The 22990-nt window shown below is 58.7% G+C and carries 23 protein-coding genes, 1 tRNA gene and 1 pseudogene; 6 read left to right on the plus strand and 19 right to left on the minus strand.

Features of this window, described 5'->3' with window-relative positions; translation table 11 throughout:
* Nucleotides 1–33: 33 nt before the first annotated feature.
* From PMI26_RS02905 to PMI26_RS02880, 6 genes are all read right to left on the minus strand, one after another.
* On the minus strand, nt 34–966 hold the full coding sequence (locus PMI26_RS02905; RefSeq protein ID WP_007979740.1) for a D-2-hydroxyacid dehydrogenase: 933 nt from the start codon (nt 964–966) through the stop codon (nt 34–36).
* A 119-nt stretch (nt 967–1085) separates the two neighbouring features.
* The gene (locus PMI26_RS02900) at nt 1086–1379 is read right to left on the minus strand and encodes a YcgL domain-containing protein (RefSeq protein WP_033048390.1); all 294 of its coding nucleotides are present in this window, start codon (nt 1377–1379) and stop codon (nt 1086–1088) included.
* A complete protein-coding gene (rnd, locus tag PMI26_RS02895; protein ID WP_007979744.1) occupies nt 1376–2509 on the minus strand; it encodes a ribonuclease D in 1134 nt (377 codons plus the stop codon). Before rnd ends, PMI26_RS02900 begins: the two co-directional genes overlap by 4 nt.
* A 123-nt stretch (nt 2510–2632) precedes the next feature.
* The gene (locus PMI26_RS02890) at nt 2633–3283 is read right to left on the minus strand and encodes a class I SAM-dependent methyltransferase (RefSeq protein WP_007979746.1); all 651 of its coding nucleotides are present in this window, start codon (nt 3281–3283) and stop codon (nt 2633–2635) included.
* Between the two features lie 72 nt (nt 3284–3355).
* Nucleotides 3356–5005 carry a phosphoethanolamine transferase gene (locus PMI26_RS02885; protein WP_007979749.1) on the minus strand — a complete coding sequence of 550 codons (1650 nt, stop codon included), beginning with the start codon at nt 5003–5005 and terminating at the stop codon, nt 3356–3358.
* Nucleotides 5006–5194: 189 nt separating this feature from the next.
* Nucleotides 5195–6577, minus strand: coding sequence for a glutamine synthetase family protein (locus PMI26_RS02880; RefSeq protein WP_007979751.1), 1383 nt, complete (start codon nt 6575–6577; stop codon nt 5195–5197).
* A gap of 485 nt (nt 6578–7062) precedes the next feature.
* Here PMI26_RS02880 and PMI26_RS02875 point away from each other — a divergent pair, with 485 nt between their 5' ends.
* The 3 genes from PMI26_RS02875 (at nt 7063) to PMI26_RS02865 (ending at nt 10230) form a co-directional block, all read left to right on the plus strand.
* Nucleotides 7063–8247 (plus strand): cyanate transporter, encoded by a 1185-nt coding sequence (locus tag PMI26_RS02875; protein WP_007979752.1) that lies wholly within the window; start codon nt 7063–7065, stop codon nt 8245–8247.
* 13 nt (nt 8248–8260) lie between these two features.
* Nucleotides 8261–9178 (plus strand): DMT family transporter, encoded by a 918-nt coding sequence (locus tag PMI26_RS02870; RefSeq protein WP_007979754.1) that lies wholly within the window; start codon nt 8261–8263, stop codon nt 9176–9178.
* Nucleotides 9179–9291: 113 nt separating this feature from the next.
* On the plus strand, nt 9292–10230 hold the full coding sequence (locus PMI26_RS02865) for a LysR family transcriptional regulator (protein WP_007979756.1): 939 nt from the start codon (nt 9292–9294) through the stop codon (nt 10228–10230).
* 3 nt (nt 10231–10233) lie between these two features.
* Here PMI26_RS02865 and PMI26_RS02860 read toward each other — a convergent pair whose 3' ends face one another.
* The 6 genes from PMI26_RS02860 to PMI26_RS02835 form a co-directional block, all read right to left on the minus strand.
* Nucleotides 10234–10599 carry a 5-carboxymethyl-2-hydroxymuconate Delta-isomerase gene (locus PMI26_RS02860; RefSeq protein WP_007979758.1) on the minus strand — a complete coding sequence of 122 codons (366 nt, stop codon included), beginning with the start codon at nt 10597–10599 and terminating at the stop codon, nt 10234–10236.
* Nucleotides 10600–10650: 51 nt separating this feature from the next.
* Entirely contained in the window at nt 10651–11577 is a 927-nt protein-coding gene (locus PMI26_RS02855) for a LysR substrate-binding domain-containing protein (RefSeq protein ID WP_033048393.1), read from the minus strand.
* Between the two features lie 88 nt (nt 11578–11665).
* Nucleotides 11666–13771: a DUF6311 domain-containing protein gene (locus PMI26_RS02850; protein WP_007979762.1), complete on the minus strand. Its 2106-nt coding sequence runs from the start codon at nt 13769–13771 to the stop codon at nt 11666–11668.
* Nucleotides 13768–14154, minus strand: coding sequence for a GtrA family protein (locus PMI26_RS02845; protein ID WP_007979764.1), 387 nt, complete (start codon nt 14152–14154; stop codon nt 13768–13770). The genes PMI26_RS02850 and PMI26_RS02845 overlap by 4 nt, the downstream gene beginning before the upstream one ends.
* Nucleotides 14151–14861 carry a class I SAM-dependent methyltransferase gene (locus PMI26_RS02840; protein ID WP_007979766.1) on the minus strand — a complete coding sequence of 237 codons (711 nt, stop codon included), beginning with the start codon at nt 14859–14861 and terminating at the stop codon, nt 14151–14153. The genes PMI26_RS02845 and PMI26_RS02840 overlap by 4 nt, the downstream gene beginning before the upstream one ends.
* Before the next feature lie 3 nt (nt 14862–14864).
* The gene (locus PMI26_RS02835) at nt 14865–15830 is read right to left on the minus strand and encodes a glycosyltransferase family 2 protein (protein ID WP_033048395.1); all 966 of its coding nucleotides are present in this window, start codon (nt 15828–15830) and stop codon (nt 14865–14867) included.
* A 275-nt stretch (nt 15831–16105) separates the two neighbouring features.
* Between PMI26_RS02835 and PMI26_RS0129885 the strand changes: the two are divergent.
* Nucleotides 16106–16297, plus strand: a pseudogene (locus PMI26_RS0129885) (YegP family protein).
* 71 nt (nt 16298–16368) lie between these two features.
* On the opposite strand, the gene PMI26_RS02830 reads toward PMI26_RS0129885, so the two are convergent.
* From PMI26_RS02830 to dapA, 5 genes are all read right to left on the minus strand, one after another.
* Nucleotides 16369–16458 (minus strand) — tRNA-Ser (locus PMI26_RS02830).
* Between the two features lie 83 nt (nt 16459–16541).
* Nucleotides 16542–17255: a phosphoribosylaminoimidazolesuccinocarboxamide synthase gene (gene purC / locus PMI26_RS02825; RefSeq protein ID WP_007944067.1), complete on the minus strand. Its 714-nt coding sequence runs from the start codon at nt 17253–17255 to the stop codon at nt 16542–16544.
* A 28-nt stretch (nt 17256–17283) separates the two neighbouring features.
* The gene (locus PMI26_RS02820) at nt 17284–18042 is read right to left on the minus strand and encodes an MBL fold metallo-hydrolase (RefSeq protein ID WP_007979770.1); all 759 of its coding nucleotides are present in this window, start codon (nt 18040–18042) and stop codon (nt 17284–17286) included.
* 4 nt (nt 18043–18046) lie between these two features.
* The gene (bamC, locus tag PMI26_RS02815; RefSeq protein ID WP_007979772.1) at nt 18047–19162 is read right to left on the minus strand and encodes an outer membrane protein assembly factor BamC; all 1116 of its coding nucleotides are present in this window, start codon (nt 19160–19162) and stop codon (nt 18047–18049) included.
* A 17-nt stretch (nt 19163–19179) separates the two neighbouring features.
* Nucleotides 19180–20058 (minus strand): 4-hydroxy-tetrahydrodipicolinate synthase, encoded by an 879-nt coding sequence (dapA, locus tag PMI26_RS02810; protein WP_007979774.1) that lies wholly within the window; start codon nt 20056–20058, stop codon nt 19180–19182.
* 329 nt (nt 20059–20387) lie between these two features.
* On the opposite strand from dapA, the gene PMI26_RS02805 reads away from it, so the two are divergent.
* Together PMI26_RS02805 and PMI26_RS02800 are read left to right on the plus strand one after the other, a co-directional pair.
* Complete coding sequence (locus tag PMI26_RS02805) at nt 20388–20948, plus strand: glycine cleavage system protein R (RefSeq protein WP_007979776.1); 561 nt, start codon at nt 20388–20390, stop codon at nt 20946–20948.
* An 11-nt stretch (nt 20949–20959) separates the two neighbouring features.
* The gene (locus PMI26_RS02800; RefSeq protein WP_007979778.1) at nt 20960–21433 is read left to right on the plus strand and encodes a peroxiredoxin; all 474 of its coding nucleotides are present in this window, start codon (nt 20960–20962) and stop codon (nt 21431–21433) included.
* A 145-nt stretch (nt 21434–21578) separates the two neighbouring features.
* Here PMI26_RS02800 and PMI26_RS02795 read toward each other — a convergent pair whose 3' ends face one another.
* Both PMI26_RS02795 and PMI26_RS02790 read right to left on the minus strand, forming a co-directional pair.
* Nucleotides 21579–22649, minus strand: a complete 1071-nt coding sequence (locus PMI26_RS02795) for an AI-2E family transporter (protein WP_007979780.1) — start codon at nt 22647–22649, stop codon at nt 21579–21581.
* 31 nt (nt 22650–22680) lie between these two features.
* Nucleotides 22681–22920: a sulfurtransferase TusA family protein gene (locus tag PMI26_RS02790; protein WP_007979782.1), complete on the minus strand. Its 240-nt coding sequence runs from the start codon at nt 22918–22920 to the stop codon at nt 22681–22683.
* Nucleotides 22921–22990 lie beyond the last annotated feature (70 nt).

Here is a 22990-nt window from a genome sequence, read left to right on the forward strand (position 1 = left end):
CAAGCCCGCTCCCACACTTTGATCGCATTGGATTTAATACCCGCGATCGAAATCCACTTCCCCGCGCAACGCCTCTCCCGCCTCAAACGCCCGCAGGTTTTCGACAAACAGCTTCACCATCATCGACGGCGACGTCGGTGCCGAGCTGTGGCCGGTGAGCAGCAGGCCCCAGGCTGTCCAGAATGGATGCCGCTGGGGCAATGGCTCCTGACGGCAGACGTCGATCACCGCGCCCGCCAGATGCCCTTCCTTCAAGGCTTCCACCAGATCCGCATCGACCACCGCCACGCCGCGCCCGGCGTTGATGAACAACCCGGTCGGCTTGAATTGCCTGAACAGCGCCGCGTCGTAGATATCGTGGGTTTGCGGCGTGTTCGGCAGCAGATTGACCACGTAATCGACTTCACCGACCAGCCGCGGCAGATCCGCCAGTGCACCGACTTCGATGAACGGCGCCTGTTCCCGCGCGCTGCTGGCAACGCCATACAGCTCGACCCCGAACGGCACGAGGAACTGCGCGACACTCTGACCGATATCACCGGTGCCGACGATCAACACCTTGCGCCCCGCCAGGCTCTGGCCATGGCGGCTGTCCCATTTGCGCTCGACCTGGCTGACCAGTCGCGCCAGCACTTCACGTTCGTGACCGAGCATATAGGTGAGCACGTACTCGGCCATGACTTGGCCGAAGATGCCGACTGCACGGGTCAATCGATAGTGCCGTGGCAAGCCATCGGCCAGCAGCGGCGTAATGCCAGCCCACGTCGATTGCAGCCATTGCGGTTGATGGCCCTGGCGTAACAGGGTCGCCAGCAGATCAGGCTGGCCGAGCCACACCGGACAATCGGCGGCCTGGCCGGCCAGTTCGGCGGAATCACCGCTGGTCAGCACCTCCAGGTCCGGTGCCGCCTCGCGCAATAGTTGGGCGTACACGGGGTGGTCGTGTTCAGCAATCAGGACGCGCATGCTTCAAACCTTTCAAAAACGGTGCAGACGGCAGCCGACAGAGCGCTGCTCCGTCGATACTGCCATCGCTAAAATCAATCAGTGTTTCATAACCACTCTGAACAGAGCCTGTCTGCCATTCACACCGGATCGTTGCGGCGCAACAATTCTTCCGGCAAGTGCTCGATGTACTCGTCTTCGGCAGGCGGCATTTGCAGGTGATACCCCTGTTTCTCGAGGTTTTCCAGCACGACCGCGATGTCCTCGCGCGACAGCTTGCGCTCAGGGCTCAGCACCAGGTCGAACGCATGGATGGCCTTGCCGAAGGCTGCCATCAGGGGATCCGGTACGCGCTCCAGAGCATCGCTCTTGAGCACATACAGGTACATTTCGTTTCTCTTCGAGCTGCGATAGATGGAGCAAATACGTTTCAAGGCTGTTCTCCGGCGGTGACCAGGCTGTCCAGCAGCGCCTGGCCCATCAATTCGCGGCGCCAGCCACGCAGCGAATCAGGCAATTGGTAGGGACCATTGGGGAAGCCGCTCTTGAGCAGCGCTTCCAGGGTTTTCTTGCGCAACATCAGTTCCGGCGCAATGTTCAGGCGCTCGGCCTCGGCCTGGCCGATGGCTTTGAGCTGCTTGAGCAACACGGCAGCGTCCACCGGCAGCGGCTCCGGCACGGCTGGCGGCCATTGATCTGGCGACACACTGCCAGAGCGCTTGATCAGATCAAGCAGAAACTCACCATCCTGACGCACGGTACGCGGGTGCATGTCTTCGATTTTCGCCAGCGCACCTAGATTATCCGGCTGCGTACGCGCCAGCGGCCACAACGAATGCTCGCGGATGATCCGGTTGCGCGGCAGATCGCGGGCACGGGCTTCCTTTTCACGCCAGGCGCAGAGTTCACGCAATACCGCGAGTTGGGCGCGGGACAGTTTCCAGGCCAGCTTGGCATCGCGATAGACTTCGTACGGATCGATCTCGCGGCGCAGGTTGGCCACCAGTTCGGCACCGTCTTCCAGAACCCAGGCATATTTCTCATCAGACAGCTTTGGACGCAGCTTTACGAAGACTTCGGCCAGGTGCACGGCATCTTCGGCGGCATAGCTGATCTGGGTTTCGGAGAGCGGACGTTGCAGCCAGTCGGAACGGGTTTCACCCTTGGGCAGGTCGATGCCGAGCACTTCCTGCACCAAGCGCGAATAGCCCATGGAGAAACCGAGGTTCAGGTAGGCGGCCGCCAATTGCGTATCGAACAGTGGCGCCGGCAGGCTACCGGTCAGGCGTAGCAGGACTTCGAGGTCTTCGCTGCACGCGTGGACAACCTTGAGCACGGCCGGGTTTTCCAGCAATGCAGCCAGAGGCTGCCAGTTGTCGATGGTCAGCGGATCAATCAGGTAGGCACGTTTGCCATCGCCGACCTGCAGCAGGCCTGCGATCGGGTAGAAGGTGTCGACCCGCATGAATTCGGTATCGAGGGCAACGAATGGCAGTTGCTGCCACTCGGCACAAAACCGACCGAGGCTATCGTTGTCGCGAATCCAGTGAATATCGATGGCCACACGGCTCTCCCTTGAAGAATGGCGCGCAGTATATATCGCCCCCGGCGATTTCCGCGCATCCACTGAACAAGAGCGTTAGCGAAAATGACTGCGTGACATGAAGAATAGTCCGACAAGGTCGGCCTAACTGGTCTTACCCAGCACGTAGACCCGCATCTGCGCACAACCGGGAAAAAAATCCTGATGGCTGAGCAAACGGAATCCCGCCTGCCTGAACTCGCTTTCGACCCCGGCCTTGCTCGGTAACGGCCCCTCCACGCTTGAATGCGCACCTTTGAAACGTCCGTCCAGGCGCACCGCGACGATCACCGTATCGCGGCTGACCCGGTAAAACTCGCCCAGCATCGCCAGACGATGTTCCGGACTGTAAAGGTGCTGAAACAGTTGCATGCAAAAAATGCAGTCAACCGCGTTTTCCGACAAACCAATCGAGAAGGCGGAGCTTTGAAAGGTCTTGATCCGCTTCAGCAGACTTTGCGGGTGATGTGTGCGGGCATGATCGAGGATGTCCTGGGACGGGTCCGTCGCGAGGATCACCCGATTGGCATGTTCGGCCAGTACCGACCAGAAACGCCCCACCCCGCAGGCCACGTCGAGGATCAGCCCCGGTTCGCCAGCGACCTTGAGTGCATTGCGCACCAGACGCGCCTCGCGCCAGTGCGTCAGCCGCCCGGCCAGGCCCGGCGCTTGCGGCTGAAGGCAGACGCGCGCGTGTTCCTGATCGTAGCGCCGGGCAATCTCAAGCTCGATGGCGGATGGGGGTTGAGCGGACATGTGCAATGGCTCTTGATAAACGTTCAACAGGCCGCAGGTCGCCAGCCACCGAGTGAAACAAAATCGGAGCACTCAATCCTTGGCCAGCACACCGTCAGTCACCGGGCCACGACATCCGGCAAACATGTCCAGGTCCTGGTTGTAGACCTTGCTGTTGACCTCCAGCAGCCCAAGCATCGAATGGAACAGGTTGTCCTGGCTCAGGGGCTTTTCACGACTCTGTTGCAGGCAGCGGGTATCTACCGCAAACGACTGTTTATAGCTGTCGGAGAACCAGGCAAACATGGCCACATGTTTTTGCTGCTCCGGTGCCAGCATGTAAGGCGTGCCGTGAAGGAACAAGTTGTACTCGCCCAGGGATTCACCGTGGTCCGACAGATACAGCATCGCGGTGTCCACTTTGGACTGGTTACTGCGCAGCAGATCGATCAAGGTAGACAGCACATGGTCGGTATAGACCAAGGTGTTGTCGTAGCCATTGACGATACTTTCGCGACTGCAATTGTTCAGGGCATTACTCTCGCAAACCGGGGTGAAGCGCTCGAACTCTTTCGGATAACGCTTGAAGTACTCCGGACCGTGACTCCCCATCTGGTGCAATACCAGCACGGTGTCTTTGTCCAGGGTATCGATGAAATGTTGCAGCCCCTGCAGCAGGATTTCGTCGCGGCATTCACTGTTGGCGCACAGCGCCGGGTCTTTCAGATTGCTGACGTCCTGAAGGGTGACGCGATCGCACGTCCCCTTGCAGCCTGACTGATTGTCACGCCAGATCACGTCGATACCCGCATGCTTGAGCACATCCAGCAGGCCTTCTTCGTTCTTGGCCTTGCTGGCGTTGTAGTCCTTGCGCCCCATGTTGGAGAACATGCAAGGCACCGAAACAGCGGTTTCAGTTCCGCAGGAATGCACATCGGTGAAGGCGATCAGGCCATCTTCCTTACTCAGTTTGGGCGTGGTGTCGCGGTTATAGCCAAAGATGCCGAAGTTCTCCGCCCGGGCACTTTCCCCGACGACAAGCACCGTCAGGGATTTGCGCCCATGGGTTTGCCAGAGCGTATTGCGCTGGGCATCTTCACCGATCTTCACAAAGGGTTGCCGCGCAGTCGCTACTTTCTCGCGCAAGAAACCGGCCGAGGCACCAATGTAGTTGCTTGGCACCACCATCAGGCGCAACTCGTGGTGATTGCGAAACAGCGAAGACAGGCCTTGATAGTTAACCAGTGCAACACCACCAATAACGGCCGCCGAAGCAAACATCACCAGGACTTTACTGAGCAGCTCACGGTGCCAGCGACGATAATTAATCGGTGCCTTCCACAATAGCCATGACGGCAGTACACCCAGCAGCACAATATAAACAAACAACTTGAGCGACAGTAAGTCGCGCACTTCCGTAGCATTGGTTTCAGCGAAGTTACGTAACATGCCGGTGTCGATCAGGACACCATACTGGCTCATGAAATACGCCACGCCCGCGCTGACCATGAACAGCAGGGTCAGGAGCGGCTTGAGCACCGGCCGGAAGGCCAGCAGGGTCAGCACGATGTTGAAGGCCGCGAATATCATCACCCCGAAGGCCACGCGCATGACGATGCCTTTGCCATCGGACGTGGTGATTTCGAACAGGTGTTGCCAGAGTACAAAGTTGAAGCCAACCAACAAAAATGCACTGGCAATCAGTGTGACCCATTCGGGGCGCACGGCTTTAATCTTAAACATGAGGTTCGGCGAGTCCTGAAAAGAAGTGCCTTCGGTAAATGTGAAAATTTCATTGACCGAGACAATTCTAATTTTAGGTAGCCAACCATCAATTTTTTGTGAAAAAGAAGCCAACAATTAGTTGGCTTATAACACCTGCCTGAAACTTCAGACTATTTGAGAATAGTTCAGCTTTGGTTCAGTTTCGGCTCAAGCCTGGTGCAGGTACCAGCGCCAGTCCTGCTCCCCCACCTCTCCCATGAATTGGCGGTACTCGGCGCGTTTCACCGCCAGGTAGACACCGAGAAACTCGCCGCCGAAGGCTTCCCTGGCCCAACTGGAACCTTCCAGCGAACGCAATGTAGTCAGCCAGTCCGTCGGCAACAGTTTCGCGGCCTGGGCGTAGCCATTGCCCTCCACCGGCGCACCCGGGTCGAGTTGTTCGCGGATACCGCGATGAATACCGGCCAGAATCGCCGCAGCCGCCAGATAGGGGTTGGCATCTGCGCCACAAATTCGATGCTCGATGTGCCGGGAATACGCCGGCCCGCCGGGCACGCGCAAACTCACGGTGCGATTGTCCACCCCCCAGGTGGCTGCCAGCGGCGCATAGCTGTTGGCCTGGAATCGACGGTAGGAATTGGCGTTGGGGCAGAACAGCAACAGCGAGTCGAGCAAGGTACTGAGCATGCCGGCGACAGCCTGCTTGAGCAGGGGCGTTCCATCCGGGGCTTCACTGGCGAAAAGGTTGTTGCCGTCCTTGTCCGCCAGACTCACGTGCATGTGCATCCCGGTGCCGGCCAGGTCATCGAATGGCTTGGCCATGAAGCACGCTGTCATGCCGTGCTTGTGGGCCACTCCCTTGACCAGGCGCTTGTAGCGCACCGCTTCGTCCATGGCCTGCAACGCGTCGCTGCGGTGTTCGAGGGTGATTTCCACTTGCCCCGGCGCGTATTCGGAAATGGCCGTGCGTGCTGGAATCCCCTGGAGCTTGCAGGCGCTGTAGAGATCGGCCAGGAACGGCTCGATCTGTTCAAGCTCGCGCAATCCATAGACCTGGGTGCCGCGCGGGCGCCCGCCATCGATATCCCGCGCCGGTTGCGGCCGGCCATCGCTGTCGCGTTGCTGATCCAGCAGATAGAACTCCAGTTCCGCCGCCATCACTGGGTAATAGCCGTCTGCCTGCAACCCTTCGATGACTTTCGCCAGCAAGTGACGGGGATCGGCAATGGTAGCGGGCATCCCCTCAGTCGGGTGCATGCTGACCTGCACGGCCGCGGTCGGTATCAGACGCCAGGGCATACGCGTGAGGCTGCCGCTGATCGGGTAGGCCCGGCAGTCGATATCGCCGACATCCCAGACCAGCCCGGAGTTTTCCACGTCATCGCCGTTGATGGTCAGGCCGAGGATGGTGCTCGGCAATGGGCGCCCGCTTTCATACACCGCCAGCAGCTCGTCACGGTGCAGCAGCTTGCCCCGCGGCACACCGTTGTTGTCGAGGATGAACAGCTCGAACATTTCAATATCCGGGTTCTGTTCCAGAAAAGTCAGGGCTTCAAGCCGGGTGGCGAACGAGGTCGTGGCACAACTCATGGGAATTCTCTTTTTCCGTGTTTGACGGGTGCACAAAGGCACCCGCACTTTAATTCCGGTACCTACCGGAATATGTAGGAACGATCAGCGGAAAAAGCAGGAATCCGGCGGGCGCGCATGTCGGCAATGCCACAGCGCCCAGAAGGCCAGTTCAGAAGGAAGTGCAGAGAGGCTTGGCGCGGTGGCGGGCGTGAATCGACGACCAAGGCTCGACGCACGAGCGCCGATGGTTGCCTTGAAGTGGATTGCGACTGGCCAACCGTCCATAGAGAGAACCGCAGAAAACAGATGACCGGCAGCGTCACACGATGGGTTCAGTCGTTAAATCAGGATTTGAAGAACCTTGGATGTCGAATGGCTAAACATTCAACGGCGTCCATATGACCGCACTCTTATTTAATTTCCAAATACATCACCAGACTTTCTGATTTGCGGCCTTGCGGCCTCGCGCGCCTAATCGCACCTCTACCGTTCAAGGTCCGATCATGGAAAACACCCGCGCGACTACCCGCCCTGCCCTCTGGTTGATGTTCAGCATTGCGCTCGTCGCCCTGAACCTGCGTCCCTCCATGGCCGCCGTCGGGCCTTTGCTCTCGGCGATTCGCGAGGACATCCCGCTGAGTTTCAGCCTGGCTTCACTGCTGACCCTGTTACCGGTCATGGCCATGGGACTGGCGATGTTTTTCGGACTGCGTGTCAGCGAGCGTCTCGGTGAACAGCGCACTGTCGTACTTTCGTTGCTGATCATCGGCATGGCCACGGTGTCGCGCCTGTTTCTCGACTCGGTAGCCGAATTGATCCTCAGCGCCGTACTGGCAGGTATCGGCATCGCCCTGATCCAGGCCCTGATGCCTGCGCTGATCAAATCCCGCTTCAGCGACCACGTTGCCCTGTGCATGGGTCTCTACGTCACATCGATCATGGGCGGTGCCGCCATCGGTGCGTCCTTTGCGCCGCTGGTGATGGCGTCTACCGGCAGCTGGCGTATGGGCCTGGCGATCTGGGCCGTTCTCGCCGTGCTGGCATTGCTCTTCTGGCGCAGCCAAAGCGCCGGGATGCCGACACCGAATTCGAAGGCATCCCGCAAAGGATCGTTCTTCGCCAATACCCGCGCGTGGTTACTCGCGATCTTCTTTGGCCTGGGCACTGCGTCCTACACCTGCGTTCTGGCCTGGCTAGCGCCGTACTACGTGGAAAAGGGCTGGAGCGAGCAGCACGCCGGATTGCTGCTCGGGTTTCTGACCGCAATGGAAGTGCTGTCGGGCCTGCTGACGCCCTTCATCGCCAATCGCTGCCGCGACCGCCGAGTCGTGCTGATGGTCTTGCTGGCACTGATCATCGCCGGTTTCTGCGGACTGATTCTGAGCCCGCAGCACTTGAGCCTGATGTGGCCATGCCTGCTGGGGCTGGGCATTGGCGGGCTGTTCCCGATGAGTCTGATCGTATCGCTGGATCACCTGGACAATCCATTGCGCGCCGGTGGCCTGACCGCATTCGTGCAAGGCATCGGCTACCTGATCGCCAGCCTGTCGCCGCTGCTGGCGGGGATCATCCGCGACCAACTCGGCAGCTTTGAATGGGCCTGGTGGTCGCTGGCGGCGGTCATGGCACTGATGATGTTGATGGTTTTGCGCTTCAACCCACGGCACTACAGCCGTCACATCCACTGACCCGGAGCCTGCCATGAAAACCACCGGTTTCGCCGCCGCTCACGCCAGCATGCTGCTTTGGGCCTTGCTGATCGCCGCCTCGTTTTCCGCGGCGGCGCAAGTCAGCCAGGCCATCGACCCGATCCTGCTGACCGGTTTGCGCCTGTTGTTCTGCACCTTGGTGTTTCTGCCGCTGCTGCTGCGTGAAGGCAATGCCGTCATGACCGCCCGCGGACTGTTCGGTCATGGGGTGCTCGGCCTGCTGCTGGCGTTGTACTTCGGCTCGCTGTTCGAAGCATTGCGCTACACCTCCGCCGTCAATACCGGGACGATGTTTACGCTGGTGCCGCTGATGACCCTGGCTTTCGAAGCCGTGCTCATACCTGACAGCCGCCTGAAACAACGGATTGTGCCGATGCTGCTCGCCGCTGCCGGGGCGGTGTTACTGATCATGAAAGGCACCGGCCCCGGAGAGTTGCCATCGCCGTATGCACTGACCGTGTACGGCATCGGTTGCCTGGCGATGGCACTCTACGCCCCGCTCAGCCAACGCCTGAAAGCCAAAAGCCTGAAGGGACGCGGGCCGGTGCCCATGACGTTCTGGAACATGCTGTTCGGCGCGCTGTTCCTGCTGGTTTTCTGCGGATTCAGTGGTGGTTGGCGCTCGGCATCATCACTGACGCTCAAGGATTTCTATTGGCTGATGTACCTGGCGGTGTTCGCCACCCTGGCGACGTTCTGGTTGCTGCATCGGGCCATCGGCGTGATCGCGCCATCCTCGGTGATTTCCTACATCTACCTGAGCACGCTGTTCATCACCTTGTTTCACTGGTTTTGGGGACGCCAGATGCCGCTGCCGCTGGAGTTGACCGGCGCGCTGCTGGTGGGTATCGGCATGTTCGCGCTGTTGATCTCCAGCCGCCGCGCCGTGTCGGCGATGGTCCAGAGTTGAAGGGCTTCAGGGCGAAACTTCCTGCAAGGCATTTTCCCTGTTCGCTCATTCCGTTAGGATAATTCATCCACCCTGCACAGGGTCAGTGCAAGGGACGCAGCGAGACGCAATGGATGCTGAACAGTAATTCGCTTAGAAAACTCGACATGCAGGACCTCACGGTGTTCGTCGCCGTGTACGAGCAGAACAGCGTCACCGGCGTATCCGAGATGCTTAGCGTCAGCCAGTCCACCGTGAGTTACTGCCTGAAAAAACTGCGCAACAGCTTCGAGGACGAACTGTTCATCAATACCCGTACCGGCGGCATGCAACCCACCGGCAAAGCCAGCGCGATGTACCCTCACGCGCTGAAAATCCTGGAAAGCATCAATTTGTGTCACGCCGGCTCACCCGCGTTCGACCCAGGCCTGCAAGCCGTGACGTTCAACCTCTGCGCACCGGAATATTTCGAGCAGTTGATCCTGCCGCGCCTGTTGAAAACCTTTGCCCTCGCCGTACTCCCGGTGACGGTCAATGTGTTCAAACTCGAAGCCGACATCCCTGCTGAAGCGTTGCGCGAAGGCAGTCTCGACCTGGTGATGTGTTTCGGCCCGAACTTTCATCGCAGCCACGTCGATTTCAAATCCAGGACGCTGCTCGAAGATGATCTTGTCTGTGTGTTCGACAAACGCGCCACCCCGGCGGAACCGCGTTTGAGCCTGCAAACCTATGTCGAACGTCGACACGTGTTCCCGACACCCTGGACATCCGCCACCAACATGGTCGACGGCTGGCTCGCGCAGCAGGCCAAACAGCGCCAGATCGTCGCGCGCGCCAACAGTTACAGTGCCGCGCTGAAGTTGATTACCGGCACCGACTATGCCCTGACCCTGCCCCGGCGCATCCAGCGGCTGCTGGCCAGTACCGACACCTTCAATCACTGTGAAGCGCCCGAGGGTCTGCCGGGTTTCACCCTCGACATGCAGTGGAGCCAGCGGGTCGATCAGGACAGCGCCAACACCTGGCTGCGAGCGCAAGTGATCCAGGCCTGCGCCGTGCAGGAAACGGCCTGATACTCAGTGGCTGATGGCGGTCTTGCTGTAGGAATCGCGATCGATGTCGAGAATCTCCACGCACAACTGGACTTCAACACCGCTCGGCCACTCACACAAGTCCTGAACCACCGCCAGCAGGCTTTCGGAGAGTTGTTTCTTGATCTGTGCGGAACGCCCACTCAACAGTGCCAGTTTCACATGCACGAATGCCCGTTCAGCCAGAGCAGTACCGACCTTGAACGTCTCGACCCTGACCGCGCGGCTTTTGATGTCGAATTCGGCAGCAAACTGACCGGAACCCACCAGCGTATTGTTCAACCGCATCAACGCCACATCGGCATTCAGGTCAGTCAGGTTGGCGGTGTATTCCATGTGCAGGTGAGGCATGAGTTGGCTCCTGGAAGGGGATGGAAAGTTCGTACGTATAACACGCCCGGTTCATTCGGGCAGCGGCAAAACGGCACGCTCACTCATGAACGCCTCCAGGCGCGAACGTAACCAGCGCTCGGCAGGGTCGGTATCGACATGACTGAGCCAGACCATGGACAAATCCAGGGTCGGTGTCTTGAACGGAAAGGGCTCCTTGAACAGCATGCCCGAAGCAGCCATCGCCTCGGCGGTGTAGTCCGGCAGGCTGGCGATCAGGTCCGTCCCGGCGAGCAGTGCCGGCAACGAACTGTATTGCGGTACCGAGAGCACCACCTGGCGCGTGCGGCCGATTTCCGCCAGCCACTCGTCGGCATAGCCACTGACGTTGGCGGTATGGGACACCAGCACGTGCGGCCGCGCGCAATATTCGTCGAGCGTCAGCGGAGTGTCGCAAGCATCGGCGCGCAAAATGCTGGGCTGGATATGCCGCAGCAACTTGCGCTTGGCATTGGCCGGCAAGCCACGGGTCTGGCTGATACCCACCGTGATATCGCCGGACGCCAGCAAGTCGGGAATCCGCCAGTAATCGACATGCTGCACCACAAACACCACCTTTGGCGCTTCCTGGCGCAGCGTTCGCAGCAACGGCGGCAACAGGCCGAACTCGACATCGTCGGACAACCCGATGCGAAACGTCATCGTGCTGCTGGCCGGGTCAAAATCATGGGTCAGGCTCAAGGCCACGGACAAGGAATCCAGCGCTGGCGACAGGTGCCTGATGATCTCCTCTGCCCGTGCCGTCGGCTCCATGCGATGACCAACACGTATGAACAGCGGATCATTGAACATCGCACGCAAGCGGTTGAGCGCCGAGCTGATGGTCGGCTGACCGAGAAACAACTTCTCCGCCACCCGAGTGACATTGCGCTCCAGCATCAGCGTTTCGAATACCACCATCAGGTTGATATCCGCCTTGCGAAGTTCGTTGCGATTCATCCAGTGCCCCCCGATCCCCAAGAAAGGCTCGGGGATAACGTCTACGTGCCTGCACGACAGACAATGCCGGTGCAGACGTTACGTTTGTTCAGTTCAAAGTCAGCGCCTGTAATCCGATTGCCAGTTTGCGCGGGTCGTTACTCATGCCAAGCTCGCCCGGACTGATGGCATTGGGGTATTTGAAAAAAATACGCAGCACGCCTTGACGTTCGATGAGCTGTTGCACGGCTGCGGGTAATTCGATGTTGATTCGGTTTGCTTCAGGCTTGACCAACCGGGTGGACAGTACACTCACATCATTGACGACAATCTCCAGCGACTGCTCTGTGTGCGTAGGTGCGAGCAACGCGTTGGTCTCCAGCAACAATGAATTAACCCTTGATGTTGGCCGCAAAACGATTTGCGACTCGGCACCTTCGGACCAGGTTCCCCACGGTTCATTGAGCGACCATCCCTTGGCCAAATAATCCACCGCCGGACTCTCTTTACTGAACACCACTCTCTCGCCTTGCTTGAGTTCCGGAATCAGCTTCAATGCATCCGGCACCAAGACGGGCGGGCAATCGTTACAGCGCTTCCATCCCGGCGCCAACACATTCAAACCATCAATTCTGGCGAGCACATCGATATCACTCTTCAATGTCAGGGCAGCCTGGAGCAAGGAGCGGCTATCCAGCACGTACAGGGTATCTTGCGAGTAACTTCCCGAATCCAGCATCCGAACCGACTCTGCCTGCGCCGCCTCGACGGCCAGCGAACTGACTCGCCCAAGATAGACGGCATTTGTGGGTAGATGATGGGCATGCGCATAATCGGCCAATGTCATCCACTGCTCCGATAAGTTCTGCGGGCGAATCCATCGCACGTACTGATAATGCTTTGCTGCTTGTTGCCAGAAAGGATCGGCCAGTGGCGTCTTCCACTCGGACGCTGGTGAAGTCATGAAAAAACCGCGCGCGACTGTCCATCCCGATCGCGTATCCGCCACCTGAATCACCAAAGCGATGCTCAACAGCATCACCGCCGTGCGCGGGGTATGCCCACGAACCACCACATAAAGTGTGGCAAAAATAACCATGTACATCACCGGCCAGATCATCCGTCCTGAGCCACGGAAGATGGTTGCGACGGCTACAACGGCGTCCGGCAGGGGTATCCGGAATTCGAATGACCCTACACCTACGTTATTGGATACGGCGAACATCGCCAGGCTAGCAAGCGCAACAAAAAGCAGAGGGTATCGGCGAACCTTGGCGCCAAGGTCCCCCGCCCCTTGCAGCAATAGCACTAAAGCGCAGATGAGCAGGAAAATGACACCCAACCCCAGGAAGGCAAACCCATCACTGTCGCCCAACACACCTGGCATGTCCCGCATGGTGTAGGACCACGTACCCGGATCAAAGAAGGTCAGGACATTCGCCCGAAACAAGCCATATCCCATTAACGAAAGACCACTATCGCCAACACTGAAGTAACCCGCTTGCCAGCAACACAGACTGACCAACAGGAACAGACCGATCAACTCGGTCAGCGCTTTGCCCGGCGTCAGGCGGCGCTGGAGGGCTTTGGCCGCGAGGTCCGCGATCCAGATCAATGCAACCATCGCCAGCAAGTAAGCGTGCACCAGTGCTGTCGCACCAAGCAGCGCCCCCCAGGCCAGACAGCGTTTTTGCGTAAATGGGCGCAGGGCAAGATAAAGCGCTGCCAATACGAGAAAATGTCCAGCCAGGGATAAGTGCACTTCCATGCGGATAATCATCGCCGGGACGAACAAAAACAGCCCGGCACCGAGCAATTGCAACACCACATTGCGACTGACCAATCCGGTCAGCTTCCAGCCAAACCAGCTCTGCAGGATGAAACACGTCAGAAACCAAATCCCGAAATACTGGAATGGTTCAGGAAGCAGAGCTGAAAACGGCTTGAAGATCAAAGCGAACAGCGGATTGGAATCCGAGAAAATTACCGCGTTACTCAATTCCAACCCATACAAGGGATTAAGCCCTAACGGAAATGTCCAGGGTGAATGCCTGAAAAAAGCCCAGCCCAGGTAATGGGTGGCTGGATCGCCCCCCTCCAACCAGGCAATATTCATCGGGTTCAATGCCCGCGGGCCGACCACGATGAAAAATGCAAGGATTCCCAAAAGGACGGGCAGCAGCCCAGTCACCCGGCGCGTTGTGCAAAGCTTCATCGGTACGTCCAAAAATTGTGCAAAACAAAAGTGAATGCCGGTACCGTTAGCGCTACCGCACCTATCCCCAGCAGATAATGCAACCCCGCCATCTGCGCGGTCCAGGCGACAAACATCGCCAACAAAAAACCGCCCGCCGATACCAGCAGGAAACGCAGCAGAGTTCTGCCATGCAATCGGGCAGCAAAACTCCAGGTAGTGTTGATGACGTAGGACACCACCGTCGCCACGGCAAATGCCACACCGTTAGCCAGAGGCGGATGTGCGACGACGAAATTGATGAACAGCACCGCAACCAGCGCATGCAGGGCAGTAACGAACAATCCGGTTACAGCAAAGCGCAATCCGCGCTGGATCAGCGCTGTTTTTTCGGCGGATGTCACGGCTTTCGCGCCAGTACGAATACACTCAAACCGGCCAGGCGGTTCATGCCCAACAATGGCAATTCAAGCTTACAGAGGGTCTTGAGCACATTGTTCACCAGCGGATGATGGCGTTTGAGCTGTGAACGAGGTACCGCCCCCTGCCGTCCGTGGGGCAACAAGCGTAACGCAGCGGCAATCGGGAACACCGCACCGAAATAGTAGGCACCGCGTTGCACCGTCAAACCCGCGTTCCGGGCCAGGGTTTCAAATTGGGCCAGGGTGTAGCGACGCTTGTGTTCTAGAAAGTCGTCGTGGCCGCTCCAGAGGAACTGGAAGGCAGGCACTGTCATCAGGAACCGACTGCCTGACGGCACTTTATCGACGTAAGCCTTGAGCAAACCGAGGTCGTCATCGACATGCTCCAGCACGTCCATCAAAAGTACCAAGTCGGCGTCGACGGTCTCGATGCCGCGACGGTAATGCACCTGTTTACCGGCGGTGGTCGCACTGGAATCGGCGAGGTAGCTGATATCGACGCACCAGGCCTCGCGCGCCTCGGTATGAGTCAGCAAATGGTGGGTAAAAAAACCCGAACCAGCGCCCACGTCGAGAATCCGCTTGATTGGCGCGTCACCCAGCAGGCGGCGGGTCGCTGCCGCTTTCGAGCAGTAATACCAATGCTCACCGATGCTATCGCCGAGGATGGCGGTTTCCTTGATATCCATGCTTTAGGCCTTGGGGTCATAGACGCGGCGCACGAGAAAAACCGGCCGGCGTTTAGATTCGATGTAAGTGCGGCCCAAGTACTCACCGAGTACGCCGATGCCAATCAGTTGCAGGCCGCCAAGGAACGTCACGGCGACCATCAGCGAGGCGTAACCGGGCATGTCGACACCATGGACCAACGTGCGCACCACGATAAATATGGCAAAAGCGAAAGAGACGAGCGACACCAGCGCCCCTATGTACGTCCACACTCGCAAAGGCTCAGTGCTAAAACTGGTGATACCTTCCAGCGCAAAGTTCCACAACCGCCAACCGTTGAATTTACTCTGCCCCGCCACCCGTTCGGGACGCATGTAATCAACGTGGGTAGTGCGAAACCCGACCCAGGCAAACAGGCCTTTCATGAAGCGCCGAGATTCGGGCAAGGTGAGCAAGGCATCGACCACACAGCGATCCATCAGGCGAAAATCCCCGACGTTTTCCGGCAGCGGCTGCTCAGCGATCTTGTTGTGCAGGCGATAGAACCAGTGGGCGGAAGTCTGTTTGGCCCACGTATCGCTACGACGGCTGATCCGGTGACCGAGTACCACTTCATAGCCCTCTCGCCAACGCTCGATCATCTGTAAAATAATCTCTGGCGGATCCTGCAGATCGGCGTCGATCGGCACAACGATCTGTCCGGTGGCGATCTGTAAACCGGCGGACAATGCCGCTTCTTTGCCGAAGTTGCGACTCAGGTCAACGATGCGCAGACGCGAATCGTGCTGCTGTCGCTCAAGCAGGCGTGCAAGCGTGGCGTCAGTGCTGCCGTCATTGATGAATACCAATTCAAGCTTTATCAATTCCTGCTGCCGGAAAACTTCATCAATACGCAGGAGAAACGTGTCGAGACTGTCTTCCTCATTAAAAACGGGGACAACCAGCGATAACGTCACCTGGAAGGCCGGTTGCGTTCCGTGCTCAGTCAAATGGAGTGCTCTTTTTATAATGGTTTTCGGTTGCCGAAATATTTTGGACGCTATGAACGACTCCATATTAAGCAGTAGCTCCGAAGGTGTTGCAAGGGTGAAACGGCGCCGTTTTGGACAATTCAAAGACTGATCCACCCGCTCTAACCCGCTGTATCAGAGCATCCCCCTGGGATTTGAAACAAATGTCCGATAACCAAAAAAAACTGCTCTGCCAGGCTTGCACCGATGCGTCACACAGGCTGTCGCACGATCTATCGCAGGGAGCGAACTGAATGTACTTCGAGATTTACAGGCAATTCAAAGGCACTCCGAGCACCGGAAAAGGCTAATGGCGATGGAGGTTGCGGGCGGGAAACCATGAGATCATCGCCAGCGGCGAGTCTTATGTGAACAAGGTGGATTGCCTGCACGTAATCCAGTTGATCATGGGGGTGCAGGATGAGACCCCGATCAAGGAGATTTGATAGTTGTCGGCGGTAATCACAGAAACGAAAAAGCCCCGTAACTTTTCAGCTACGGGGCTTTCTCTATGTAATGGCGGAGAGATAGGGATTCGAACCCTAGGTACCGGTGAAGGTACAACGGATTTCGAATCCGTCCCATTCGGCCACTCTGGCATCTCTCCAACGGCGCGCATCATAACAACACTTTCGCCGGAAGCGAACCCCCTAAGCGAAATATTTCTGTGCTTTCAGATGCTTGCGTCGGTTAAAGCGGTACGCCCAGACGATTGGCGACTTCTTCGTAGGCTTCGATGACGTCACCGAGGCCCTGACGGAAGCGGTCCTTGTCCATTTTCTTGCCGGTAGCCTTGTCCCACAGACGGCAGCCGTCCGGGCTGAACTCGTCGCCCAGCACGATGGAACCATCGTGGAACACGCCGAATTCCAGCTTGAAGTCGACCAGCAGCAGGCCGGCGTCGTCGAACAGCTTGCTCAGGACTTCGTTGACCTTGAGCGACAGCTCTTTCATACGAACCAGTTGCTCGGCGGTGCCCCAACCGAAAGCCACGACGTGGGATTCGTTGATGAACGGGTCGCCCTTGGCGTCGTCCTTCAGGAACAGTTCGAAGGTGTAAGGGTTGAGCTTCATGCCCTCCTCGACACCCAGGCGCTTGACCAGGCTGCCAGCGGCGTAGTTACGCACGACGCACTCGACCGGGATCATGTCCAGCTTCTTCACCAGGCATTCGTTGTCGCCCAGCAGTTTGTCGAACTGGGTCGGCACGCCGGCCGCTTCGAGCTTCTGCATGATGAAGGCGTTGAACTTGTTGTTCACCATGCCCTTGCGGTCGAGCTGTTCGATACGCTTGCCGTCGAACGCCGAAGTGTCGTTGCGAAACAGCAGGATCAAACGGTTAGCGTCGTCGGTCTTGTAAACCGACTTGGCTTTGCCGCGGTAGAGTTCTTCACGTTTTTCCATGATGGGCTCCGCTTGCTAAGTAGATGGGCTAGGCGATGTGACGCCAGTCGAGCCCTGAATCTTGATCGGCCAGTTGCAGCCAGTCCGGGTCGCACCCGAGGGTGTCGACAAAACATTGCCGGGCCAGCTGCGGCAGGTTGTTCTTGCTGCTCAGATGGGCCAGGACCAGGTGTTGCAGGTCCTTCCAGCCCAGCTCGGCCACCAGGAATGCCGCCTGATGGTTGTTCAAATGTCCCAGTTCACCGCCCACCCGCTGCTTGAGAAAGTACGGGTAATGACCGCGAGCCAGCATGTCCCTGCAATGGTTGGACTCGATCATCAATGCATCGAGGTCCCGGTAACCGTCCAGCACCCTGTCGCAATAGGAGCCCAGGTCGGTCAACAGGCCGAAACGCCGTAAACCGTCACTGAAGACATACTGCGTCGGTTCCTGTGCATCGTGGGCCACGGCAATGACACCGATGCTCAAGTCGCCGATTTGCAACTGCTCGCCGCCGGCCAGAAAGCCTGCGGGTTCAATCGGTTTGCGCATCCCGCGCAAGGTCCCGCGACTGAGGTAGACAGGCAGATTGTAGCGCCGAGACAGCAAACCCACGCCATGCACGTGGTCGGCATGTTCGTGGGTCACGAGTATCGCGCTCAGCTGCGCAGGGTTCACACCCAGGCGCAGCAGGCGTTTTTCGGTTTCCCGCAGGGAAAAACCACAATCCACCAGCACGTACGTATCAGCGCTGGCTATCAGCGTGCCGTTCCCTTGACTGCCGCTGCCGAGAACGGCAAAACGCATAGGATCAGCCCAGGTTGTCTTGAATCTTGCTCAACACTTTACGCGCCACATCTGCCGGCGCCACGGTGTTGATGTTCTTCTCAACGGTGACCTGGACGTTCTCGCCAACCTTGCTCAGGCGAACCTGATAACGCTCGGCACGGGCTTCAAGCTCTTCCTTGCTCGGCGCAGTGCCGAACAGGCTGCTGAGGAAGCCTGGCTTGTCGTCTTTGTTCTCGGCTTTTTCGGCCAGGTTGATGTAGTACAGGCCCAGGCTGCGGTTGATGTCCTCAACGCGCCATTCGCCTTGTTCCAGCGCACGACCTACGCTCGACCAGGCACGGTCAAGGTCGGTACCGACGTTCAGCACAGGGTTGCCGCTGCCGTCTTCGCTCAGGCTGACACGGCTGGGCGCGTCGAAATCACGCGAAGCCAGCATGGAGACCGAACCGCCCTTCTCCGAGATACGGCTCATGCTCGCGAGCATGTCGTCGACCAGTGCCGCGTCCAGGCCAGTGTTGACCGAACGGTTGGTGAACTCGACGTCGGCGGTGCTGCCGGCAGGACGCTCGGCGCTGACCACGTAGACTTCACTGGTGTTGCGCTGCACGCCCGGCTCGATGCGCACCCGCACGCGGGTTTCGCTGTCGGTGCTGACGCCGGCCGCGCTCAGGCGCTTGGCCATGGCCGCAGACAGTTCATCGGAATGCTGCCAGGTCGTGGTGAATTCGCCGGTTTGCGGGCGCTGTTCATCCAGACGGAAACCGTTGTCCTGGAAGAACTGAACGGCCACAGGCCAGATTTCGGCAGGTGGGTTCTGCGCCAGGATCGAGCTGGTGCCGCCGCTCTTCTGCAGCGAATAAGGACTGGCGTCGGCAACCGCCGTCAGTGGCTGGGGACGAGGAACGACGTATTCGCCCGTGGCGGTGTCATCGGCCACGTTGCGCGGGATCGGCAACAGCGGATCCAGACGCTTGGCGGTATGGATATCCGGCGGAATTTGCATCGGTGCAGTCTGTTGCGCTTCCAGGTAATCGCTACCACGGTCACGGAAATAACCTTCCGGGCCCCAGATCCATCCGCAGCCACTGGTGCTGGAGATAATCAAGGCAAGTGCGGAAAGTCCGGCCATTCGCTTCATGCGTTGTACTTCCTCAATTAAACCAGGACGCTGCACTGGCGCAGGGCCGTGCGGAGCGTTTCGTGACAAGGTGCGCTCAGCCAGGTCAGCGGCAGGCGAATGCCTTCGTGCATCAGGCCCATTTCGACCAAAGCCCACTTCACCGGAATCGGGTTGGCTTCGATGAACAGGTCCTTGTGCAGCGGCATCAGTTTTTCGTTGATTGCCCGTGCAGTCTCGGCATCACCCTTGAGGGCGGCCTCGCACAGGTCGGCCATTTCACGGGGCGCGACGTTGGCGGTGACGGAGATGTTGCCCTTGCCACCCATCAGGATCAGCTCGACCGCGGTCGGATCATCGCCGGACAGCACGATGAAGTCCTTGCTGACGCCATCGAGGATGGCCTTGGCGCGCTTGAGGTCGCCGGTCGCTTCCTTGATACCGATGATGTTCGGCACGGTCGACAGGCGGATCACGGTCTCGGCCTGCATGTCGCAGGAGGTGCGGCCTGGCACGTTATAGAGAATCTGCGGGATATCGACCGCTTCGGCGATGTGCTTGAAGTGCAGGTACAGGCCTTCCTGGGTCGGCTTGTTGTAGTACGGCACGACCAGCAGGCAGGCATCGGCGCCGGCTTCCTTGGCATTGCGGGTCAACTCGACGGCTTCGCGGGTCGAATTGGCGCCGGTACCGGCAATCACCGGAATGCGACCATTGACCTGCTTGACTACCGCTTTGATGACGGCGATATGTTCATCGACATCAAGGGTTGCCGATTCGCCGGTGGTACCGACGGCGACAATGGCATGGGTGCCGTTTTCAAGGTGGAAGTCCACGAGTTTGCTGAGGCTGTCCCAGTCAAGACGCCCCTGTGCATCCATGGGAGTGACCAGTGCCACCATACTGCCCGCAATCATGAAACCGCTCCTGCCGGAAAAAGAGAGCCGTAATGGTACTGGCGCCAAGTTGCTTGCACAAGCGAAGTACTGTGCTGCCGCCATTCCCCTTGGCGCCGGTTTTCGCTACCCTTCAGACTTTGATCGTTACAGACAAGCTCGTCCGTCGGGTTTCAGCCTCCATTTTCGGCATCACAAGTCCTGATCCAGCGTTGCCACGTCTCGCTCCCGCTCCGGCGGAGCCTGTTCGCAACCTGTCACTGGGGACTTTCTGAGTTCGCATCCGCAGGCTCGCTCCCGACCAATCAGCCCTTAGACGTACCGACCGCTCATCGCTTTAGGAATGCTGCATGTCCACCCCCACAGTTCGCGAACAATTCCTTGTTATCAGTGCCCTCGGCGCCAACCCCATGGAGCTGACCAACGTCCTGTGCCGCGCCAGCCATGAAAACCGCTGCGCCGTTGTCACCTCTCGCCTGACCCGTCATGGCGAATGCAGTGCCCTGGTGCTGGAAATCTCCGGTAGCTGGGATGCCCTGGCGCGCCTGGAAGGCAGCCTGCCGGTGCTGGCCAAGCGGCATGCGTTCACGGTGAACGTGGTGCGCAGCGCCGCCCTGGAAAACCGCCCCCAGGCCCTGCCGTACGTCGCTTATGTCAGCTCGGCCTACCGCTCGGACATCATCAACGAGCTGTGCCAGTTCTTCATGGACCACAATGTCGAGCTGGAGAACCTGACCTGCGACACCTATCAGGCTCCGCAGACCGGCGGCACCATGCTCAACGCCACGTTTACCGTGACCTTGCCGGCCGGTGTGCAGATCAGCTGGCTGCGCGATCAGTTCCTGGATTTCGCCGACGCGCTGAACCTCGATGCCCTGATCGAACCCTGGCGCCCACAGAACCCAATGTAAGGAAGCTTTCCATGGCCGTTGCCATCGACCAACCAGTTGCCGATTTCGAAGCCCCCGCCACCAGCGGGCAGACCGTCAGCCTCGCAGGCCTGAAGGGCAAGCAGGTGGTGATCTACTTCTATCCGAAGGACAGCACGCCGGGCTGCACCACCGAGGGCCAGGGCTTTCGTGATCAGTATGCTGCGTTCAAGGCCGCCAATACCGAAGTGTTCGGCGTGTCTCGCGACAGCCTGAAATCCCACGAGAACTTCAAGTGCAAACAGGAATTCCCCTTTGAGCTGATCAGCGACAAGGACGAAGCCATCTGCCAGCTGTTCGACGTGATCAAGCTGAAAAAGCTGTATGGCAAGGAATACATGGGCGTGGATCGCAGCACCTTCCTGATCGACAAGGATGGCGTGCTGCGTCAGGAATGGCGTGGCGTGAAGGTGCCGGGGCATGTCGATGCTGTTCTGGCGGCAGCTCAGGCCCTCGATAAAGCCTGATTCTAATATAGCGCCTATCCGGACGCTTTCGCGGGCAAGCCCGCTCCCACATTGGACCTTGTTCGCCTGAACAACTCGGTCAACTGTGGGAGCGGGCTTGCCCGCGAAGAGGCCATCACCCTCACTGAAAAATCAAGGCTGGCCGCTAAAGCAACGGCGCCACCTCCGGCTCCTTGCGCGGCCAGGCATCCAGCACCGCCTTGAACAGCGTCGCCAGGGGAATCGCAAAGAACACCCCCCAGAAGCCCCACAGCCCGCCAAACAACAGCACTGCGCAGATGATCGCCACCGGGTGCAGGTTGACCGCCTCCGAGAACAGCAAGGGCACCAGCACGTTGCCATCGAGCGTCTGGATGATTCCGTAGACCGCCATCAGGTAGATGAACTGATCGCTCCAGCCCCACTGGAACAGCGCAATCAGAAACACGGGCACAGTCACCACCACGGCGCCGACATAAGGCACCACCACCGAAATCCCCACCAGCAGTGCCAGCAATGCCGCGTAGTTGAGTTCGAGCACGACAAAGGCGATGTAGGTCACGCCACCACAGATGAAGATTTCGATGACCTTGCCGCGAATGTAGTTGGCGATCTGCCGGTTCATCTCATGGGCGACCCGGGTAATCAGCGCCCGCTCACGGGGCAGGTAACCGCGCACCCACTGGCCGATCATGGCCCGGTCCTTGAGGAAGAAAAACACCAGGATCGGTACCAGGACCAGGTAGATCATGATGTTCACCAGCAAGGGCAGGCTCGACAGCGAGAACGTCAGTGCCCACTGACCAAACTTGCCGATTTCGCCGCGCGCCACTTCGATGGCCTGCAGCACTTGCTCATCGGACACCAGATGCGGATAACGCTCGGGCAACAGCAGCAACAGTGACTGCCACTTGGCGAGCATGCCGGGCAACTCGTTGAACAAGGTGATCAGTTGATGCCACAGCAACGGCACGACCACCACGATAAACACCAGCAACAACCCCATGAACAACGCAAAGACCAACCCCACCGCGACCCCGCCCGGCACACGCAGGCGTTCAAGCGTCACCACCAGCCCCTGCATCAGGTACGCCAGCACCATCCCGGCGAGCACCGGCGCCAGCATGCCGCCCAGGGTCAATACGGCGGTGAACGCCAGAAACAGCAGGACAGCCAGCACCACCGCTTCTTCATCGGAAAAATAGCGCTGAATCCAGTCGCGTAACACTTTGAACATCAATAATCCTTAGGAGCAAACGCAGCACAATTCAGGCTTTTTTCAACCAGTAGCGGTAAACACCCGCCTCATCTTCTTCACGAAGCAGGGTATGACCGGCCAATCGGGCAAAGGTGCGAAAGTCGCGCTGCGAACCTGCATCGGTGGCGATGACCTTGAGTACCGCGCCACTGGCCAGCCGGTTGAGCTCCATCTTGGCCTTGAGCAACGGCAACGGGCAATTCAGGCCGCTGGCGTCCAGTTCAACGTCATGCTCTACAGCGTCGGTCATTGCATCACTCCGGGTCAGGTGGTTGAGACGCCTAGAATATCTGGTCGCAACGCCGGTGTCCGGCTACAGT

Source organism: Pseudomonas sp. GM33, from assembly GCF_000282295.1.
In the GTDB taxonomy this organism is placed as follows: Bacteria; Pseudomonadota; Gammaproteobacteria; order Pseudomonadales; family Pseudomonadaceae; genus Aquipseudomonas; species Aquipseudomonas laurylsulfatiphila.

Excerpts from the sequence above, each read along its gene's own strand:
- PMI26_RS02905 (WP_007979740.1), bottom strand. The coding sequence starts at position 966 with ATGCGCGTCCTGATTGCTGAACACGACCACCCCGTGTACGCCCAACTA.
- PMI26_RS02890 (WP_007979746.1), bottom strand. The coding sequence starts at position 3,283 with ATGTCCGCTCAACCCCCATCCGCCATCGAGCTTGAGATTGCCCGGCGC.
- PMI26_RS02885 (WP_007979749.1), bottom strand. The coding sequence starts at position 5,005 with ATGTTTAAGATTAAAGCCGTGCGCCCCGAATGGGTCACACTGATTGCC.
- PMI26_RS02880 (WP_007979751.1), bottom strand. The coding sequence starts at position 6,577 with ATGAGTTGTGCCACGACCTCGTTCGCCACCCGGCTTGAAGCCCTGACT.
- PMI26_RS02875 (WP_007979752.1), top strand. The coding sequence starts at position 7,063 with ATGGAAAACACCCGCGCGACTACCCGCCCTGCCCTCTGGTTGATGTTC.
- PMI26_RS02870 (WP_007979754.1), top strand. The coding sequence starts at position 8,261 with ATGAAAACCACCGGTTTCGCCGCCGCTCACGCCAGCATGCTGCTTTGG.
- PMI26_RS02865 (WP_007979756.1), top strand. The coding sequence starts at position 9,292 with ATGCTGAACAGTAATTCGCTTAGAAAACTCGACATGCAGGACCTCACG.
- PMI26_RS02860 (WP_007979758.1), bottom strand. The coding sequence starts at position 10,599 with ATGCCTCACCTGCACATGGAATACACCGCCAACCTGACTGACCTGAAT.
- PMI26_RS02855 (WP_033048393.1), bottom strand. The coding sequence starts at position 11,577 with ATGAATCGCAACGAACTTCGCAAGGCGGATATCAACCTGATGGTGGTA.
- PMI26_RS02850 (WP_007979762.1), bottom strand. The coding sequence starts at position 13,771 with ATGAAGCTTTGCACAACGCGCCGGGTGACTGGGCTGCTGCCCGTCCTT.
- PMI26_RS02840 (WP_007979766.1), bottom strand. The coding sequence starts at position 14,861 with ATGGATATCAAGGAAACCGCCATCCTCGGCGATAGCATCGGTGAGCAT.
- purC (WP_007944067.1), bottom strand. The coding sequence starts at position 17,255 with ATGGAAAAACGTGAAGAACTCTACCGCGGCAAAGCCAAGTCGGTTTAC.
- PMI26_RS02820 (WP_007979770.1), bottom strand. The coding sequence starts at position 18,042 with ATGCGTTTTGCCGTTCTCGGCAGCGGCAGTCAAGGGAACGGCACGCTG.
- bamC (WP_007979772.1), bottom strand. The coding sequence starts at position 19,162 with ATGAAGCGAATGGCCGGACTTTCCGCACTTGCCTTGATTATCTCCAGC.
- dapA (WP_007979774.1), bottom strand. The coding sequence starts at position 20,058 with ATGATTGCGGGCAGTATGGTGGCACTGGTCACTCCCATGGATGCACAG.
- PMI26_RS02805 (WP_007979776.1), top strand. The coding sequence starts at position 20,388 with ATGTCCACCCCCACAGTTCGCGAACAATTCCTTGTTATCAGTGCCCTC.
- PMI26_RS02800 (WP_007979778.1), top strand. The coding sequence starts at position 20,960 with ATGGCCGTTGCCATCGACCAACCAGTTGCCGATTTCGAAGCCCCCGCC.
- PMI26_RS02795 (WP_007979780.1), bottom strand. The coding sequence starts at position 22,649 with ATGTTCAAAGTGTTACGCGACTGGATTCAGCGCTATTTTTCCGATGAA.
- PMI26_RS02790 (WP_007979782.1), bottom strand. The coding sequence starts at position 22,920 with ATGACCGACGCTGTAGAGCATGACGTTGAACTGGACGCCAGCGGCCTG.